The 16,573-nt window shown below is 73.2% G+C and carries 14 protein-coding genes; 10 read left to right on the forward strand and 4 right to left on the reverse strand.

Going from position 1 to position 16,573, the window contains the following annotated elements; translation table 11 throughout:
* Positions 1-101: 101 nt before the first annotated feature.
* Complete coding sequence (locus tag BLV96_RS21200) at positions 102-980, forward strand: sigma-70 family RNA polymerase sigma factor (RefSeq protein WP_086674535.1); 879 nt, start codon at positions 102-104, stop codon at positions 978-980.
* Positions 981-1,032: 52 nt separating this feature from the next.
* Here the strand turns inward: BLV96_RS21200 and BLV96_RS21205 are convergent, their stop codons facing one another.
* Positions 1,033-4,167: a SpvB/TcaC N-terminal domain-containing protein gene (locus tag BLV96_RS21205; protein WP_143051005.1), complete on the reverse strand. Its 3,135-nt coding sequence runs from the start codon at positions 4,165-4,167 to the stop codon at positions 1,033-1,035.
* A 182-nt stretch (positions 4,168-4,349) separates the two neighbouring features.
* On the opposite strand from BLV96_RS21205, the gene BLV96_RS21210 reads away from it, so the two are divergent.
* The 6 genes from BLV96_RS21210 (at position 4,350) to BLV96_RS21235 (ending at position 10,956) form a co-directional block, all read left to right on the forward strand.
* Complete coding sequence (locus BLV96_RS21210) at positions 4,350-5,972, forward strand: S8 family serine peptidase (RefSeq protein WP_086674536.1); 1,623 nt, start codon at positions 4,350-4,352, stop codon at positions 5,970-5,972.
* Positions 5,969-6,544 (forward strand): RNA polymerase sigma factor, encoded by a 576-nt coding sequence (locus BLV96_RS21215; protein ID WP_086674537.1) that lies wholly within the window; start codon positions 5,969-5,971, stop codon positions 6,542-6,544. The genes BLV96_RS21210 and BLV96_RS21215 overlap by 4 nt, the downstream gene beginning before the upstream one ends.
* Positions 6,541-7,026, forward strand: coding sequence for a hypothetical protein (locus BLV96_RS21220; RefSeq protein ID WP_086674538.1), 486 nt, complete (start codon positions 6,541-6,543; stop codon positions 7,024-7,026). Before BLV96_RS21215 ends, BLV96_RS21220 begins: the two co-directional genes overlap by 4 nt.
* Before the next feature lie 173 nt (positions 7,027-7,199).
* Positions 7,200-9,716, forward strand: coding sequence for a CHAT domain-containing protein (locus BLV96_RS21225; RefSeq protein WP_244180365.1), 2,517 nt, complete (start codon positions 7,200-7,202; stop codon positions 9,714-9,716).
* Between the two features lie 131 nt (positions 9,717-9,847).
* The gene (locus tag BLV96_RS21230) at positions 9,848-10,339 is read left to right on the forward strand and encodes a DUF4232 domain-containing protein (protein WP_086674585.1); all 492 of its coding nucleotides are present in this window, start codon (positions 9,848-9,850) and stop codon (positions 10,337-10,339) included.
* A 20-nt stretch (positions 10,340-10,359) separates the two neighbouring features.
* Positions 10,360-10,956, forward strand: a complete 597-nt coding sequence (locus BLV96_RS21235) for a DUF4232 domain-containing protein (RefSeq protein WP_208608285.1) — start codon at positions 10,360-10,362, stop codon at positions 10,954-10,956.
* Between the two features lie 131 nt (positions 10,957-11,087).
* Here BLV96_RS21235 and BLV96_RS21240 read toward each other — a convergent pair whose 3' ends face one another.
* Complete coding sequence (locus BLV96_RS21240) at positions 11,088-12,395, reverse strand: DUF2079 domain-containing protein (protein ID WP_086674540.1); 1,308 nt, start codon at positions 12,393-12,395, stop codon at positions 11,088-11,090.
* A 56-nt stretch (positions 12,396-12,451) separates the two neighbouring features.
* Entirely contained in the window at positions 12,452-13,759 is a 1,308-nt protein-coding gene (locus BLV96_RS21245) for a sensor histidine kinase (RefSeq protein WP_086674541.1), read from the reverse strand.
* A gap of 65 nt (positions 13,760-13,824) precedes the next feature.
* Here BLV96_RS21245 and BLV96_RS21250 point away from each other — a divergent pair, with 65 nt between their 5' ends.
* Entirely contained in the window at positions 13,825-14,661 is an 837-nt protein-coding gene (locus BLV96_RS21250; RefSeq protein ID WP_086674542.1) for a maleylpyruvate isomerase family mycothiol-dependent enzyme, read from the forward strand.
* Between the two features lie 12 nt (positions 14,662-14,673).
* On the opposite strand, the gene BLV96_RS21255 is transcribed toward BLV96_RS21250, so the two are convergent.
* A complete protein-coding gene (locus BLV96_RS21255; protein ID WP_086674543.1) occupies positions 14,674-15,648 on the reverse strand; it encodes a small ribosomal subunit Rsm22 family protein in 975 nt (324 codons plus the stop codon).
* Between the two features lie 147 nt (positions 15,649-15,795).
* Between BLV96_RS21255 and BLV96_RS21260 the strand changes: the two genes are divergently transcribed.
* Together BLV96_RS21260 and BLV96_RS21265 are read left to right on the forward strand one after the other, a co-directional pair.
* Positions 15,796-16,221 (forward strand): YciI family protein, encoded by a 426-nt coding sequence (locus BLV96_RS21260; RefSeq protein ID WP_086674544.1) that lies wholly within the window; start codon positions 15,796-15,798, stop codon positions 16,219-16,221.
* Entirely contained in the window at positions 16,221-16,568 is a 348-nt protein-coding gene (locus tag BLV96_RS21265; RefSeq protein ID WP_086674545.1) for a YciI family protein, read from the forward strand. The genes BLV96_RS21260 and BLV96_RS21265 overlap by 1 nt, the downstream gene beginning before the upstream one ends.
* Positions 16,569-16,573 lie beyond the last annotated feature (5 nt).

Here is a 16,573-nt window from a genome sequence, read left to right on the forward strand (position 1 = left end):
GTCAAGGGAAGATGCCGCTCATCGGGACTTAGTCGTCAGACCTGTCACATACTCGGCGCGGGATACGTCAAGGTGGTGACGACCCGCGAAAGGACCGACTCGTGAACGACGATCTGCTGGCCCGCAGCTTCGAGACCCACCGCAGCCACCTGCGGTCCGTCGCCTACCGGATGCTGGGCTCGCTGAGCGAGGCCGAGGACGCCGTGCAGGAGTCGTGGCTGCGGCTGAGCCGGAGCGACTCGGCCGCGGTCGAGAACCTCGGCGGCTGGCTGACGACGGTCGTCGGGCGCGTCTGCCTCGACATGCTGCGCTCGCGCAAGGCTCGGCGTGAGGAGCCGTGGGACGTCGTGGTGCCCGACCCGATCGTCAGCCGCGAGGACGCCGGGCCCGAGCACGAGGCGCTGATGGCGGACTCGGTCGGCCTCGCGCTGCTGGTCGTGCTCGACACGCTCACCCCGGGCGAGCGGCTGGCGTTCGTGCTGCGGGACATGTTCGCGATGCCGTTCGAGGAGATCGCGCCGATCGTCGGCCGGTCGGAGGCGGCGACCCGCCAGCTGGCGAGCCGCGCCCGGCGCCGCGTCCAGGGCGCGCCGGTGGCCCCGGACCCGGACCTCGCCCGGCAGCGCGAAGTGGTCGAGGCCTTCCTGGCGGCGGCCCGCGGCGGCGACTTCGACGCGCTGGTGTCGGTCCTCGACCCGGAGGTCGTGCTGCGCGCGGACCGCGGTGCCGCCGGCGATTCGGTGGAGGTCCACGGCCCGGCGGCGGTGGCCGACCAGGCGCTGACATTCTCCCGGCTGGGAGCGGGCGGCGGCACGGTCCGCCGGGCGCTGGTCAACGGCGCGGCGGGCGTGGTCGGCATCCGCGAGGGGCGGCCGTTCTCGGTGCTGGGCTTCACGGTGGCGGGCGGGCGGATCGTGGAGATCGACATCCTGGCCGACCCCGAGCGCCTCAGCCGCCTGGACCTGGCCGTTCTCGACTGACCCGAGGACATGAACGACTCTTTCAGCGCGTCCGACGTCATGAAAGAGTCGTTCATGGCGTTTCGGCGACCACCGTGCCGGAGTCGTCGGTGATCAGGGCTATCTCGTCGCGCTCGTCGAAGTGCACGTACTCGCGGTGGCCGTCCGCGTGCTGGCGGACCGTTCCCGCCACCACGACCACCAGTTCGCCGTCCTCGATCGCGTACAGGTCGTCCGGGGTCAGGACCTCGTGGATGTGCGTGCCGTTCGTCGTCAGCGTGCGGACGCGGCGGCCCGTGTGGTCGTAGCCGTACAGCGCGTTGACGCCGTCGTCGCCGTGCACCCCGCGCAGCCGGCCGAACGCGTCGTGGATCTCGCTGCCCGGCCGTGGCTCCGCCGGTGTCCCGGGCGTGATCGGGCGCAACCAGCCCGGGCCCCGGACGACGTGCTCCGGGGTGAAGTGCTCGCTCACCCCGTTCGCGTAGTGCACCGCCGTCCGTCGGCCGCGCAGGTCGTACTGGACCGCGTCGACGAACCCCGGCACGCTCACCAGCCGGCCGACCTCGTCGTACTGGTGGCGGACGGTCAACCGCCCGTCGCCCGCGTCGGGGTAGACCACTTCGGACAGTCGGCCGTCCGCCCGGCGCGTGACGTTCAGCCGGTACTCGACGGCGATGTGCGCCGGCCGCCAGCGCCGCTCCGCCGGGTGGCCGAGCGGGTCGTAGCCGAACAGCGTCACGCCGGATTCGTCGGCGACGCGCACCAGCCGCCCGCAGCTGTGCGGGCCCGCTTCGAGCGGGACCGGGAGCCCGCCGTCGTGGTAGGTGTACGTCGTGACCGGCGTGCCGCCCGGGTCGTCGACCAGCACCGCGACCACCCGGTCGGCCGCGTCGTGCACGCGGTACACCGTGTGCCCGCTCGCGGTCCGAGTCTCGACCGCGTTGCCGGCGGCGTCCCGCGCGTGCACGACGCCGTCCGCGTCACGCAGTTCACGGCCCAGCAGGTCCCGGACGATCCCAGCCGGAGAGTCCGATGTGGACGTACCAAGTGGACGGCCGAGGGCGTCGTAGTGGAACGACTCGAAGGCCACCGGGGGCTGGGAAGCGGGAAACGCCCGGCTCGTCCGGCTCAGCAGCCCGCGCGCGCAGTACTCGTGGTGCTCGTCGACGACGTCGCCGAGCAGCTCCGCGTGCCGGCGCTGCAGCAGCCGGCCGGCGCCATCGCGCAGCTCCGCCGTCACGAGCACCTCGGCCTCGCCGGACACCGCCCGCCGCTCGGTCGTCACCCGGGCCCCTTCGTAGCGGTACCGGACGGTCGGCAGCTCCGCCGAATCACCCGGCCGCACCACGGTTTCCGGACGCCCCAGCGGATCCAGGGTCATCGTGGTCACCGCGCCCGCCGGATCGGTCACCTCGCACACGCGGGCCGTGCGGACGTCGTACCGCGTCGCCGTCACGTTCCCGAGCGGGTCCGAGAACACCTCCGGGAAGCACCGGTCGGCCGAGTACCGCACCTCGTGGGTGTGGCCGTGCGGCCCGGTCGTCGTGGTGCGCAGCCCGGCGACGGTGTCGAGCCGTCCGTGGAACGTCGTCACCCACCAGCCGTCCTCGCCGGGGCGGCGGTGGTAGCCGTGGTGCCGGAAGTCGGGCACGACCGGGCCGTACACGCCGGCGACGAGCGCGTCGGTCAGTGCCAGCTCCTCCCGCGCGGTGAGCAGGCCGTGGGTGCCGGCGGTGCCGTCGGGCCGCTCGTCGTACCGGAACACCGTGTCCGACATGACTTTCCCGTCGCCGTCCACCGCGCGGACGCGGGCGGGCAGCGAGGTGAACCGGCGCTCGGGCGAGGTCGCGTACGTCGTGCGGGTGTCGCGGACGACCGGCTCGCGGCCGGGCCGCTTGACCGTCTCCACCTCCCGGACCGGGTTGCCGGCGGGGTCGAAGTCCGTCTCCGTCGTGGTGACCGAGACCGGACGCTCGCGGCGCTCGAAGTCGGTCGCCACCGAACGAGTCCACTTCGGACGGCGGGCGTGCTCCACCCGGATGTACGGCCGATCCTCCTGGGTGGACCCGTCGAGGCCGTAGACCTCTTCCTTGTCGACGAAACCGCCGTCGCCGAACCAGCGCACGGTTCGCAGCGTCGGCGCGTACTCGTCGCCGAGCTCGTCCTGGACGACGCGGCCGAAGCCGGGGAACCGGCCGTCGTGGTAGGAGAACTCCGTCACGCCGGTCTGTCCCGTGACCGCCTCGTGCCGCGTGACGCGCCGGACCACCGGGACCGTCTCGACGGTCGCGTACTCGACCGAGGTGAGCAGCCCGAGCCCGTTGTCGATCTCGCTCAGCCGCCCGGTGCGCGGGAGGTCGGGAGGATCGAGCGGGTAGCAGGGCACGGAGTCGTCGAGAAGCAGCACCCCGCCACCCCCACCACCGGCCCGGGCTGGAGCGGCGACGTGGACCCGGTGCGCGACCGGCGGTTCGGCGCGGGCGTAGGCCAGCCGCAGCACCGGCGCGGCCGCCTCGGCGCCGTGCGCGTCGAACCCGGTGAGCGCGACCGACGTCAGCAGCGAAGCGCCGGTGACCTCGTCCTCGTCGTAGCCGAGGTGCCACCGGCGGACGAGCGGCCGCGCGTCCGCCGGCACCCGCAGGTCGACGCGGGTGCACCGCAGCGCCGTCGTGACGAGCGTGCCGTTGCGGCCCCAGCGCAGCACGTCCGGACGCTCCTCGTAGGTGAAGTCCACTTCGTACGGGCCGTAGGACACGCGCGCGAGGTACGCCTGCCCGCTGTGGTGCGCCCAGCCGAAGTCCACGGCGTTCCCGAACGGGTCCTCGGTCCGTTCGAGGTACCAGGCCGTGCCGGCGGACCGGCCGCCGTCGGTCGTGCCGAGCAGGTGCCGGACCCCCGACCGGGTGGTGAGCACGAACCCGCCGCCGCGGCGGACGAGCTTGCCGCCGTCGCCGGAGTGCGCGCGGCCGTCGGCCAGCCGGACGTGCGGCAGCGGCAGCGCGAACCCGCCGCCGAAGACGCCGTTCGGCGCGCCGGTCGTGTAGCGCAGCGCCAGCGCGGGCGCGACGCCGCCGGGACCCGGGGGCAGGTCGAGCGGCACGGCGAAGCTGCCGCCCCCGGTCGCCGGGTCCGGCGCGAACGCGCCGCCCAGCCCCCGGACCGGCGCGGGCCGCTCCGCCTCCTGAGCGCTCGACCGGAGCACAACCATGCTGATCTCCCCGAATGCATCCGTGACTTCCGGGGGCCAAGTGGGTGAGCCGGACCCGTCAGATACGTCTTCACCCGTTTGCCGTCGTCGTTACCCATTCGTGATGTTGGTGTCGTATCCCGGTGGCGGCCCACGGGTCTTTCCCGGGTGCCATCAGTGATCAATGGCGGAGGGTGGACCCGATGGTCGTCAAGTTCGTGCGGGACGAGACCGCGGAAGCGGCGGAGGACGCGAGCACGCTCAACGAGCTCCCGACCCCGCCCAGACAGTTGCTCGACCGCCACGGCGCGCGGGTGCTCGACCCGGCCACGGCGGTCGTCGCCGCCGGTCAGCCGGTCCCGCGCACGACCGTGTACCGGCCGGGCACCTTCCTGCTCCCCAACCGGTACCTGCGCGACCAGGAGACCCTGGCCGCGATCAACCGGGTGCTCGCCCGCCTCGGCATCTACGCCGAACCGGCCGACCGGGGCGGCGACTCGAAGGAGTACGCCCGCGCCCGGCAGCTCGACGACCTGCCCGCCCGCGCGCTGCTGAACGTCCGCGAGGACTCCGACCCCGTCGTCGTCGACTGCTGGAAGGCGCTGCAGCTGCTGCGCTCGGCCGCGTCCGGGGAGAAGCCCGAGATCGACCCGGAGATCGTCCGGAACGTCTCCGTCGAGCACCTGCTCTTCACCTCGCCCGTGTTCGGCGGGGTCCCGTGGGAGACCAGCGGCCTCGGCGGCACGCCCTGGGAGACCAGCGGGTTCGGCGCGGGCAGCTCGTACGGGCGCACGCACGGCGCCAACCGGATCCCGGTGACGCTGGCCGCGGACCCGCCCTACCGCAGCAAGAAGCCCGCCCACCGGCGGCCGGTCATCGCCGTGCTCGACACCGGCATCGGCCCGCACCGCTGGTTCGGGGTGCCCGACCGCAGCGGCCCGCCGCCCGCCGGCTCCGGCCTCCGCGTCGCCCCCGGCATCCAGACGGCGATCCTGCAGGCCGAACTCGCGTCGAGCACCCTGCCGACCCAGCTGCTCGACGACTACTGGGACGCGCCGACGACCGGCCAGCCGCTGATCGGCGACATCGACACCGACACCGGGCACGGCCTGTTCATCGCCGGCATCATCCGGCAGGCCTGCCCCGAGGCCGACACGCTCGCCATCCGCGTCGTGCACAGCGACGGCGTCGCGTACGAGGCCGACGTGCTGCTGGCGCTGCACCTGCTGGCCGACCGCGTCCGGGACGCGCAGGCGAACCAGCGGCCCGAGGACATGGTCGACATCGTGTCGCTCTCGATGGGCTACTACGTCGAAGACCCGGCGGACGTCGCGTTCACCGGCCTCTTCGGCGCGGCGATCGCGGACCTGCTCTCCCTCGGCGTGCTGGTCGTCGCGGCCGCGGGCAACGACGCCACCACCCGCCGGTTCTACCCGGCGGCCTTCGCCGACCAGCCGCTCGGCAGCGGCTGCGGCCCGCAGGTGATCAGCGTCGGCGCGCTCAACCCCGACGTCGGCGCGAGCCGGGCGCTGTTCTCGAACGAAGGCCCGTGGGTGAAGTGCTGGGCGACCGGCGCCGGCATCGTCAGCACGTACCCGGACGACGTCCGCGGCAGCGCGGCCGCCGACCACGAGCTGCCCGGGCGCGGTTCGTTCGACCCGGACGACTACAGCGCCGGGTTCGCGGTCTGGGACGGGACGTCGTTCGCGGCGCCGCTCGCCGCCGCCGAGATCGCCAAGGCCCTGGTCCAGCACTCGGGCGACCTGGCGACGGTCGACCGCGACACCGTCGTCAAGCGCGCCTGGGCCGCGCTGGGCTCGCTGTGAACGTGGCCAAGACCGACCACAGCCGGGTAGCGGCCCTGTTCGACGCCGCGCGGTCGGGTGACCGCGCGGCGCTGGACGAACTGGTTTCCCTGCTCACGCCGCTGCTCTGGCAGGTCGCGCGCGATCAGGGGCTGGACGCCGACCAGGCGGCCGACGTCGTGCAGACGACGTGGCTGCGCCTGCTCGGCTCGTTCGCGGAGATCCGCTCGCCGGTCGCGCTGACCGGCTGGCTGATCACCGTGACCAAACGGGAGGCCTGGCGGGCTGGGGAAAAACGCCAGGTCGAAAGGCCGCTGCCGGAGCTTCCGGAGCGGCTGACCGAAGCGTCACCGGCACCCGAGGAGGGGGTGCTGCGCGACGACCAGCGCGCGCGACTTTGGCGCGCGGTCGACACGTTGCCCGAACGCTGCCGCAGCCTGCTGCGGATCGTGGCGTTCGTGCACCGGCCGGACTACGCCGAAGTGGGCGCCCGGCTGGGAATGCCGAGGGGGAGTATCGGCCCGACCAGGGGACGTTGCCTCGCGCGCCTGCGCGAGCAGCTACTCGCCAACGGCGAAGGAGATTGGCTGTGACCACCGTCGAACCACCCGGCGCGAACGAGCCCTTGGACGAGCTCGACTTCCGGCTGCTGACCGGATTGCGCGAGCTGTGGGAAGACGCCGACCCGATGCCCGCCACGCTCGTGGAGCAGATCCGCTTCGCGATCCAGCTGGAGGACGTCGACCTCGAAGTGATGCGGATCCGGGAACAGGAGGGACTGGCGGGCGCGCGCAGCGCCGCGGAGCAGGGCCGGCTGATCACGTTCGACAGCGAAAGCCTGACGATCATGGTGAACGTGAGTCCCGAGCCCGGGGGGACGATCCGGCTCGACGGGTGGCTGACGCCCCCGGCGGAACACCCGATCGAGGTACGGACGGCGACCGGACCGCTGACGACCACTTCGGACGCCGAGGGGCGGTTCGCGGTGAGCGGCGTGCCGCACGGGATGGTGCAGGTGCTGGTGCGGACCCTGGGCCGGTCGAGGACGGTGAGCACCCCGGCGGTCGAACTGTGACGGGGTCGCGGCTGCCCGGATGCCGCGCCCTGAAGTGAAAATCTGCCCACCCGGCGAGAACTCCCGCACGGCCGCGACCCGGAGGTACGATCCGGGACGTCCTTCTCGGCCGAGGGGGACGGCCCCGGCCGGAAGGGCAGCCTGTGGTCGCGTCGCCGAGGGCGGAAGACCGGGTGCGCGACCTGCATCGGCGTGCGGTCGCGGCGACCAACAACGGCCAGCCGGTCGTCGGTGGGCGCCTCATCCGTTCCGCCGCACGGCTTCTCGGCCTGCCCGCGACGCAGCCGCCGCCGGAATGGCCCGCTTGGCCCGACCTCGCCACGCGCGTCCTCGGCACGTACGCCGCCGTCGAAACCGCGCTCGGCAACAGCACCCGCGGCCTGGCCCTGCTCGACGAAGCCGACGTCCTGGTCTCCGACGCCGGGCGCGGGATCCTGCGCCAGCAACGGGGTCTCGTCTTCATCCTGATCGGCCGGATGGACGAAGCGCTGGTCTGCTTCGACGAAGCGATCCCGCTGCTGCGCCAGGCCGGCGAGTTCGTCGTGCTCGCGCGGACGCTGCTCAACCGCGCCATGCTGCACCAGTACGCCGGCCGCGTCCGGCTCGCGCTCGCCGACCTCGACCAGTGCGAGCAGATCGGCGCCGGGCAACCCGAAGAAGAGGGCCTGGCCCGGATCTTCGCCAAAGCCGCGCACGGCCGCGGCCAAGCGCGGGTCCTCACCGGAGACATCCCGGGCGCGCTGCGGGACTTCGACGCGGCCAGCGGGTTCTACGCCGAACAGAGCGTCGGGATGCTGCCGGTGCTGGCCGTCGACAAGGCCCGCGCGCTGCTCGCCGCCGGGCTGCCCCAGGAAGCCGCCGCCGAACTGGACGCGGCCCTCGAACAGTTCCCGCGGTCGCGGATGAACCAGGAGCACGCCGAAGCCGAGCTGACCCGCGCGCTGGCCGCGCTGGCGAGCGGCGAGCCGTCGACCGCGCGCAGCTGGGCCGGGCGCGCCGAACGGCGATTCCGCCGTCGTGGCAACGAAACCTGGGCCGCGGTCGCCCAGCTGACCGTGCTGCGCGCGGACTTCGCGGCCGGCCGGCGGATCGCCCGCGTCGCCGCCGAAGCGACCGCGCTGGCCGACCGGCTCACCGGGCTGGGCCTGCGCAACGACGCCGAAATCGCCGCCCTCCTGGCCGCCCGCGCCCGCATCGCCCTCGGTGACCTCGACGGCGCCCGCGCCGGCATCGCTCCGCGCGACCGCCGGGCCGCGCCGCTGGAAAACCGCCTGGTGCGGCGGCTCGCGCTCGCCGAACTCGGCGCGGCGAGCGGCGACCGGCGCGTCACCTTCGCGAACGCGCGCGCCGGGCTGACGCAGCTGGAGCGTCACCGCGGCCGGTTCGGCAGCATCGACCTGCAGACCGGCACGACGTCGCTGGGCAAGGAACTCGCCGACGCCGGCCTCGCCGCCGCGCTCGCCCAGCGGTCGCCCGGCGTCGTGTTCCGGTGGCTCGACCGCTCGCGCGCGCAGGCGTTCCGGTTCCGGCCGGTGCGCCCGCCCGCGCACCCCGAGACCGTCGACGCCGTCGCCGAGCTGCGGTACCTCTCGATGCAGATCCGCGCGGGCGAGCTGTCCGGCAAGCCGGACGCCCAGGCCGTGAAGCGCTGCGCCGCATTGGAACGCGAGATCCGCGCCAAGGGCTGGCAGGCCGAGGGCACCGACGTCGACCACCCCGAGGCGAAGCTGCGCGAGGTCGGCGACGAGCTCGCCGAAGCCGGCAGCGCGATGGTCTGCTTCCTCGCCGACCACGGCGCGCTGTGCGCGCAGGTGATCGCGAACCACCGGGTCGCGCTGATCGAGCTGGGCCCGGCGTCGGCCGTCGCCGAGCCGGTCGCGCGGCTGCACAGCGACCTCGACGCGTTGTGCGGGCGCCAGCTGCCGTCGAAGCTCGACCAGGTCATCCGTCGCTCGGTGCGGACGCAGGTCACGGCGCTGGACTCGATCCTGCTGGCGCCGCTGGCTTCCCGGCTGGGCGACCTCGACGTCGTCGTCGTGCCGACCGGCGCGCTTTCGGCCATTCCGTGGGGCCTGCTGCCGACGTTGCACGGCCGGCCGGTGACGGTCACGCCGTCGTCGTCGGCCTGGCTCGACGCGGGCCGCCGGCCGCGCCGGGCCGCCGGGGCGCCGCTGCTGGTCGCGGGCTCGGACCTGACCCACGCGGAGACCGAGGTTTCGTCGCTGGCGCCGCTCTACCCGGAGGCCGAGGTGCTGACGGGCGCGGACGCGACGGTTTCGGCGACGCTCAAGGCGTTCGACGGCTGCCGGCTCGCGCACTTCGCCGCGCACGGCCACCACGAACAGGAGAACGTGCTGTTCTCCCGGCTCAACCTGGCCGACGGGCCGCTGATGGCCTACGACGTCCAGCAGCTTTCGACGGCACCGGAGCAGGTGGTGCTGTCGTCGTGCGACGTCGGCCAGACGGTGGTCCGCGCCGGCGACGAGGTTCTCGGGTTCACGGCGGCGCTGCTCTACGGCGGCAGCCGGACGGTCGTCTCGAGCGTGGCGCGGGTCGACGACCGGACGGCGGGCGGGGTCATGCTGGCCTACCACCGCGCGCTGTCGGCGGGCACGCCCCCTGCGCGTGCCCTGGCCGACGCGGCCCAGGCCGAGCCGCTGATGCCGTTCGTCTGCTTCGGCCGCAGCTGACATTCCTTTTGACGTACGGGGTTCGCCGAGGTTGCTTTCCGGTGATCGACCCCATTCCGGCGCATCCCCGGGCGGCCTCTGGGCATCTCCTCCAGTGAGTCCAGTTGATCACGGAACGAGGGAGGATGACCATGAAGCGCACTGCGATCACGGTGCTCACCGGGGGTCTGGTGGCCGGCGGGCTGGTGCTGGCGGCCGGGGCCGCGAACGCCATGCCGAGCGACCACCCGTGCGGGGCTTCGGACGTCCGCGTGTCGGTGGCGCCGGACCCGTCGAACGCCGCCGGGCACGAGGCCTACGTGCTGACCTACACCGCGGCGTCGCCGACGACGAACTGCAAGCTGGAAGGCGCGCCGACGGCGGTGTCGTTCCTGGCCGGCGGGCAGCCGCTGTCGGTCTCCGCGACGCCGGACGGCAGTGAGTCCGTGCCGGTGAACCTGCGGGCCGGCCACCCGGCCGAGTCGCGGATCATCCAGCGTTCGGCGGCGACGCCGTCGGGGGCGCCGGAGTTCGTGACGTTCGACCTGCCGACCGGGCCGTTCGGCCAGCCGGTGAGCGTCGCGTGGCCCGCGGGAGCGGCCGTCAAGGGCGACTCCGTCCAGGTCACGCCGGTCAGCAACTGAATCCGGGGAGGGGAATCCACATGAAGCGCGTTCTGATGGGGATCGGCACGGCGGCGGGCGCGTTCGCGCTGACGGCGTGCGGGACGTCGACGGCGGCCCAGACACCGGTCGCTCCGGCCGCTGTTCAGGCACCGGCGGCGGGCGGGGCCGGGGGTGGGGTCGCCGCGGCGTCGACCGCGACACCGCGCTGCACCACGGCCGACCTGGAGGTCCTGCTGGGCAAGCCGGCCGAGAAGAACGACGCGCCGGGCCAGTACGACATCCCGCTGACCTACCGCAACACGACGGACCACACGTGCGGCCTGTACGGCGTGCCGGGCGTCGACCTGGTCGGCCCGGACGACGCCACGTTCGGCCCGGTGTACCACTTGCCGCGCATCGACAACGGCGTGAAGTACAACGAGGTGACGGCGGGAACGACGGCTTCGGCGACGATCACGGTGCTCAAGCCGGCGGCGGGCGAGCCGACGTGGACGCCGGCGAAGCTGAACACGATCCCGCCGGGTTCGACTTCCGCGCTCACCGCGCAGTGGCCGGCGGACCTCCCGGTGCTGCGCCAGGACGCGGCCACGCACCCGGGTTCGTACGTGAACGGCATCCTGGCCGACCCGGCCTGATCCGTCTTTCGTCACTCGATCGGGTGAAGCGGGGGGCCGCGCGTCATTCTTGGCGTGTGGCCCCCTCTTTCTTCGTGCGGCGGTAACCGGCCGGCACGCCCCCCGACTGGCCGGTTACCGCTGCGGCCTCTCTACTCACGGTGCAGCAGTACGACGGAGTCCGTCTCCTCGACGCGCAGGTACCCCGTGTCCTCCAGTTCGTTCAAGGCGAGTGCCTTCGTCGCGAGCGTCGTCGGCCACGACTGCTCCGGGCGGGCCACCACCACCCACTCCGGCCGCTCCCGCGTCACGCCGTCGAAGAACAGCACCGTGCAGCGGGACGTCAGCCGCGGGGCCAGCCGGTTCGACGCCAGCACCGTGGACCCGGACGGGATGCGGGCCAGGACCGCGTCGATACCGGCCCGCTGCGACGGCGTCCAGACTCCGTCGGTCAGGTGCGCGGCCTGCAACCCCAGCGAAACCAGCCCGGTGACCAACGCGCACGCGGGCAGCAGCCGGGCCGCTCGGCGGGCGCCGTGCAGGCCCGCGAGGAACACGATCGGCATCAGGACCGCGCTGTAGTGGTAGCCCATGCCCCAGTAGCGGTCGTTCGCCGAGACCAGGCGCCACAGCAACGTCGGCACCGCCAGCAGCAGCAACGGCGACCGCAGCGCCGCGAACGCCGTCGGTACCAGCAGCGCCAGCAGCAGCGAGACCTTGACGATCGCGCCACCGAACGGGTTGACGCCGCCGCCGTGCGCGTACACCGCGGCCGGGTTCAACGCGGGCAGGACGACCAGGAACAACAGCGCCGAACTGGCCACCCCGAAGACGATCACCGCCCAGCCGAGCCGGCGTTGCCGGTTGAGCACCAGCACGACCCCGACCGCGGCGAGCGTCAGCGGCAGGTCCTCCTTGACCAGCACCAGCGGCAACGCGCACCAGACCGCGGCCCGCCACCGTTCGCGCAGCAGGTGCTCCGCGGCGAACGCCATCATCGGGACGGCGAAGCAGACTTCGTGGAAATCGAAGTTCACCGCGGACAGCAGCCCCCACGACAGGACGTACCCGACGCCGACGACCGCGCCCCGGCGACTGTCCAGCACCCGCATCGCGCACCGCGTCACGGGCACTGCCGACAACGCGAACAGGAACGCCTGGGCGACCAGCAGGCACGCCGGCGACGGCCAGAGCAGGTAGAACGGCGCCAGCAGCGCCAAAATCGGGTGGAAGTGGTCGCCGAGCGCCGGCACGCCGGGGCCGAGCAGGTCCGCCACCGGCCAGTGCCCGTGCGCGTACGACCGGACGACCTGTTCGAAGATCCCCAGGTCGAACCCGCTCGCGTCGAACGTCCGCAGCCGCTGCAGCGACCAGAGCGAGTAACCGGCGAAGGCGACCGCGGCAACGACGTGGGGGACCGCGCGCGTACGCACCTGGACCGGTGCGAAGTCGATCAGCATGGCGGGATGCTGTTGGGGCCACGCTGAACCGGAGCTTAAGCGAGCTGAAGACGTCTTCAGGCAAGCGGGAGGCGCAGCTCCAAGAGCGCGCCTGACGTGCTGTCGGCGACGCGCAGCGAGCCGCCGTGCGAGCGGGCGATCTCCGTGGCGATCGCCAGGCCCAGCCCGGCCCCGCCGTCGTCCTCGCGGGCGCGGTCGGCGTCGAGGCGCACGAACCGGTCGAAGACGCGCTCGCGTTCATCGGCCGGGATACCGGGTCCGTCGTCCTGGACCGCCAGCACGGCTTGGCCGTCGTTCGCGGTGAGCGTGATCGTGACGCGGCTCTTCGCGTGACGCTCGGCGTTGTCGACGAGGTTGCGCAAGACGCGCTCCAGCCGTCCCGCGTGGCCGCGCACCACCGGCAGTGCCTCGATGTTCACCTCGACGGCGTCCCGTGCTTCGCCGAGCGCGGTCACCAGGTCGGCCAGTGCCACCGGTTCGGCGCCGGCCGGCTGGTCGGCGTCCAGCTTGCTGAGCAGCAGCAGGTCCGCGGCGAGGGTCTCCATCCGCGTCACGTCGAGCACGGCGTTTTCGCAGCTGCGCCGCCAGTCGAGCCGGTCGGGGTGGGCGAGCTGCACCTCCAGCTGGGTGCGCAGGGACGCCAGCGGCGTGCGCAGTTCGTGCGACGCGTCCGCGGTGAACTGGCTCTGCCGCCGGACCGACCGGTCGAGCCGGCCGAGCATCTCGTTCATCGTCACGGCCAGTTCGGTGATCTCGTCGCCGGAGTCCGGCACGGGGACGCGCCGGCCGAGGTCGCCCGCGCGCACGCCGTCGACCTCCGCGCGGATGGCGCCGACCGCGCGCAGCGACCGCCGGACGGCGAACCAGGCGACGCCGCCGACGAGCAGCGCGGCCGCGGGCACCCCACCCCAGAGGATCCGCTGGGCGGTGGCGACGGTTTCGAGGCCGAGCGGGTCGATCGGCACCGTCGCACGGACGAAGTGCCGCTGGTCGCGCGTGCCGGACTGCGAAAGGACGGTGTTCTCCCCGCCGAACGGCCAGCCCAGCACGCAGTCCGGGCCGTAGACGATGGCGTGCCCGACGGTGGCGGGCGACTCGCGCGGGCAGTCGTCGGTCTTGTCGGGGCTGATCCAGTAGCCGGTGTAGTCGACCTGCCGGGCGACGTCGGCGGGCTTGAGCCCGGCGTCGAGCAGGGAGGCGATCGCTTCGGCCTTCTCGCTGGCGAGCTGGCCGGCCGAGCTGTCCAGCCCGCCGCGCAGCGCCTGCACGAACCAGTACGACCCGAGGCCGAGGACGAGCGCCGACGCGAGCGCGGCGAAGAGGGCGACCCGCCACCGGGTCGACCGGGGCAGGAGCCGGATCATGGCCCCGAAGATAACCGCACCTTCGGAGATCCAGGATCGGTGTCCGGGCTCCTACCGTCGAAGCCGTGACGTTCGAGAAGTGGCAGGCGGTGCGCGCGGCACTGCCGGAGACCGGCGCCCGGTTCGCGGACCTGGTGGCCGGCGTGCGCCACGGGCACGTGACCGCGCTCGGCGAGTGGACGATCGCCGAAACGGCGTCGCACGTCGGGATGATCGCGCTGATGTACACGGCGATGATCCGCGGCGACGGCGGTCCGCTGCCGCTGCCGGGCCTGGCGGAGCCGATCGACGCGGCGAGCGTCGACACGATCTCGCGGATGAACGCGCTGGCGCTGGAGCTCTACCCGGAACGCGACCCCGTCCGGCTGACCGAGCGGCTGCGCGCGGACATCGCGGAGGTGCTGCTGGTCAGCGCGGACCTGGACCCGGAGAAGCCGGTGTGGTGGCTGGGTGGTTCGCGCGTGCCGGTGGCCGGGGTGCTCGCGCACCTGGTCAACGAGATGCTGATCCACGGCCTGGACATCGCCCGCGCGGTCCGCCGCCCGTGGCCGATCCCGGCGGCGCACGAGGCGCTGTTCCTGGAGCTGTTCCTGTTCGGCATGGTGCGCAACGACATGGGCCACCTGCTCGACGACGCGACCCCGTCCCCGCGCCGGATCGCGGTCGAGTTCCGGTCCGCGCTGACACCGCCGTCGGTACTGGCGTTGCAGCACGGGCGGTTGCGGTACGAGGAACCGGACGGGACCGCTGATGTCCGGCTGACGTTCGACCCGGCCGTGCTGGTGCCGATGATGTTCGGCCGGATTTCCCGCGTGCGCGCGGTGTTGGGTGGCGGGGTGCGGATCGGCGGGCCGCGGCCGTGGTTGCTGCCGGCGTTCCTGCGGACCGTCCGGATGCCCTAGTTCAGCCGGCCGTCACCAGCCGTCCCCCCACTCCGCGTCGCGGGCGGCGCGGTACTGGGCGCCCTGCTTCTTCGAGACTGCCACGCCGGGGGTGAGCCCGTCCGAGGAAGTGCACAAGTCGAGCGCGACCCAGCCCTTGTGCTTCTTGGGGTGCCGGATGATCCGCGCGGCCGGCCGCTCCGGCTCCGACCGCGACGCGACGACGTACGCGAACTTCTCGTCCTCGAAGCCCAGCGTGGCCGCCTTGAGCCGCCGGTGCAGGCCCGACCGCGGGAGCCGCGCGGCGAAGTGGCACCAGTCTTCGCCCGGCACGATCGGGCATGCCGCGTCGTGCGGGCACGGCGCGACGACGTGCCGGCCCAGCTCGATCAGCTGCGCGCGGGCGGCGCGGATCCGTTCGTAGCCCGCCGGCGTCCCCGGCTCGATCAGGGCGACCGTCCCCGCCGAGCCGGCCAGCCAGCGCACGACGTCCGCGCGGGTGGCGTCCGGCAGTTCGCCGAGCACGTAGGACAGCGTCACGAGGTCGGCGTCCGGCGCCGGCGCGGCCGGGTCGACGAGCCCGCGCCGCCACTGCGCGTCCCGCACCGCCGGCAGCGACGCGCCCGCCGCGAGCCGCTTGCCCAGCCCGATGGCCCCGGCGACCTGCTCCAGGACCGTGCACTTCGCCAGCGAAGGCCAGACGGCGGCGGCCGCCCAGACCGCGGCGCCGGTACCGCCGCCGACGTCGATCTGCGTCCGCGGCTCGAACCCGGGCGCGCGCGAAGCGGCTTCGGCGAGCACAGCGTGTACGGCCGCGTAGGTGGCCGGCATTCGGTAACCGGCGTACGCGGCGACGTCGACGTCGGAGGTGAGGATCGGTGAGGTCGCCGCGTCACCTTGGCGGTAGCGCGTGCTCAGGCGGTCGACGGACTGCGTCAGCCGCGGCAGCGGGTGCCGGGCCAGCTCGTCGTCGAGCGCGGAGGAGAGGTCGTCGGGGAGTACCGCCACGGCTGACGATTCTCCCCTGTCCGAATTGCCCGCCCGGACCGGCCCTGAGCTGCTAGTTTTCCGCCGAGAAAGTTTTTGGGCGGACGCTGTCGATCCGGGGCGTGGCCGTTCGACGCGTAGGCAGCAAACGAGCGAAGGGAGACCGCGGTGCGGTTCATGGTGATCGTCAAGGCGAACGAGGAGTCCGAGGCCGGGCACGGCCCGAGCGCCGAGCTGCTGGCCGAGATGGGGAAGTTCAACGAAGAGCTGGTCAAGGCCGGCGTCCTGCTCGCCGGCGAGGGCCTCACACCGAGCTCGCAGGGCGCGCGCGTCGTGTTCTCCGGCAGCGAGGACCCGAAGGTCGTCGACGGCCCGTTCGCCGAGACCAAGGAGCTCGTCGGCGGCTTCTGGATCCTCCAGTGCCGCGACCGCGACGAGTGCGTCGAGTGGATCAAGCGGATGCCGAACCCGGACGGCCAGGCCGGTGTCGTCGAGATCCGGCGCGTCGCCGAGGCGTCCGACTTCGAGAACATGACGCCCGAGGTCGAGGAGCTGGAAGGACGGCTTCGCGCGCAGAGCGCCGGGGAGGCGTGATGCGGTTCCTGGTGATGGTCAAGGCCAGTCCGGAGTCCGAAGCCGGCGCCGGACCCAGCCGTGAAGAGCTGGAGACGATGTCGAAGTTCAACGAAGAGCTGCTGAACGACGGCCGGATCGTCTTGGCCGAAGGCCTCACCCCGAGTTCCGAAGGCGTGCGCGTCCTCTTCGAGGGCGACGCCGAACCGAAGGTCATCGACGGCCCCTTCGCCGAGACGAAGGAGCTCGTCGCCGGGATCTGGGTGCTCAACGGGGAGTCGCTCGAGGACGTCGTCGCGCTGATGCGGCGCGCGCCGAACCCCGAGGCGAAGGGCGGTGTCATCGAGATCCGCGCGATCAGCGAGTAGCGGGT

It is taken from the genome of Amycolatopsis pretoriensis, from assembly GCF_900107925.1.
GTDB lineage: Bacteria > Actinomycetota > Actinomycetes > Mycobacteriales > Pseudonocardiaceae > Amycolatopsis > Amycolatopsis pretoriensis.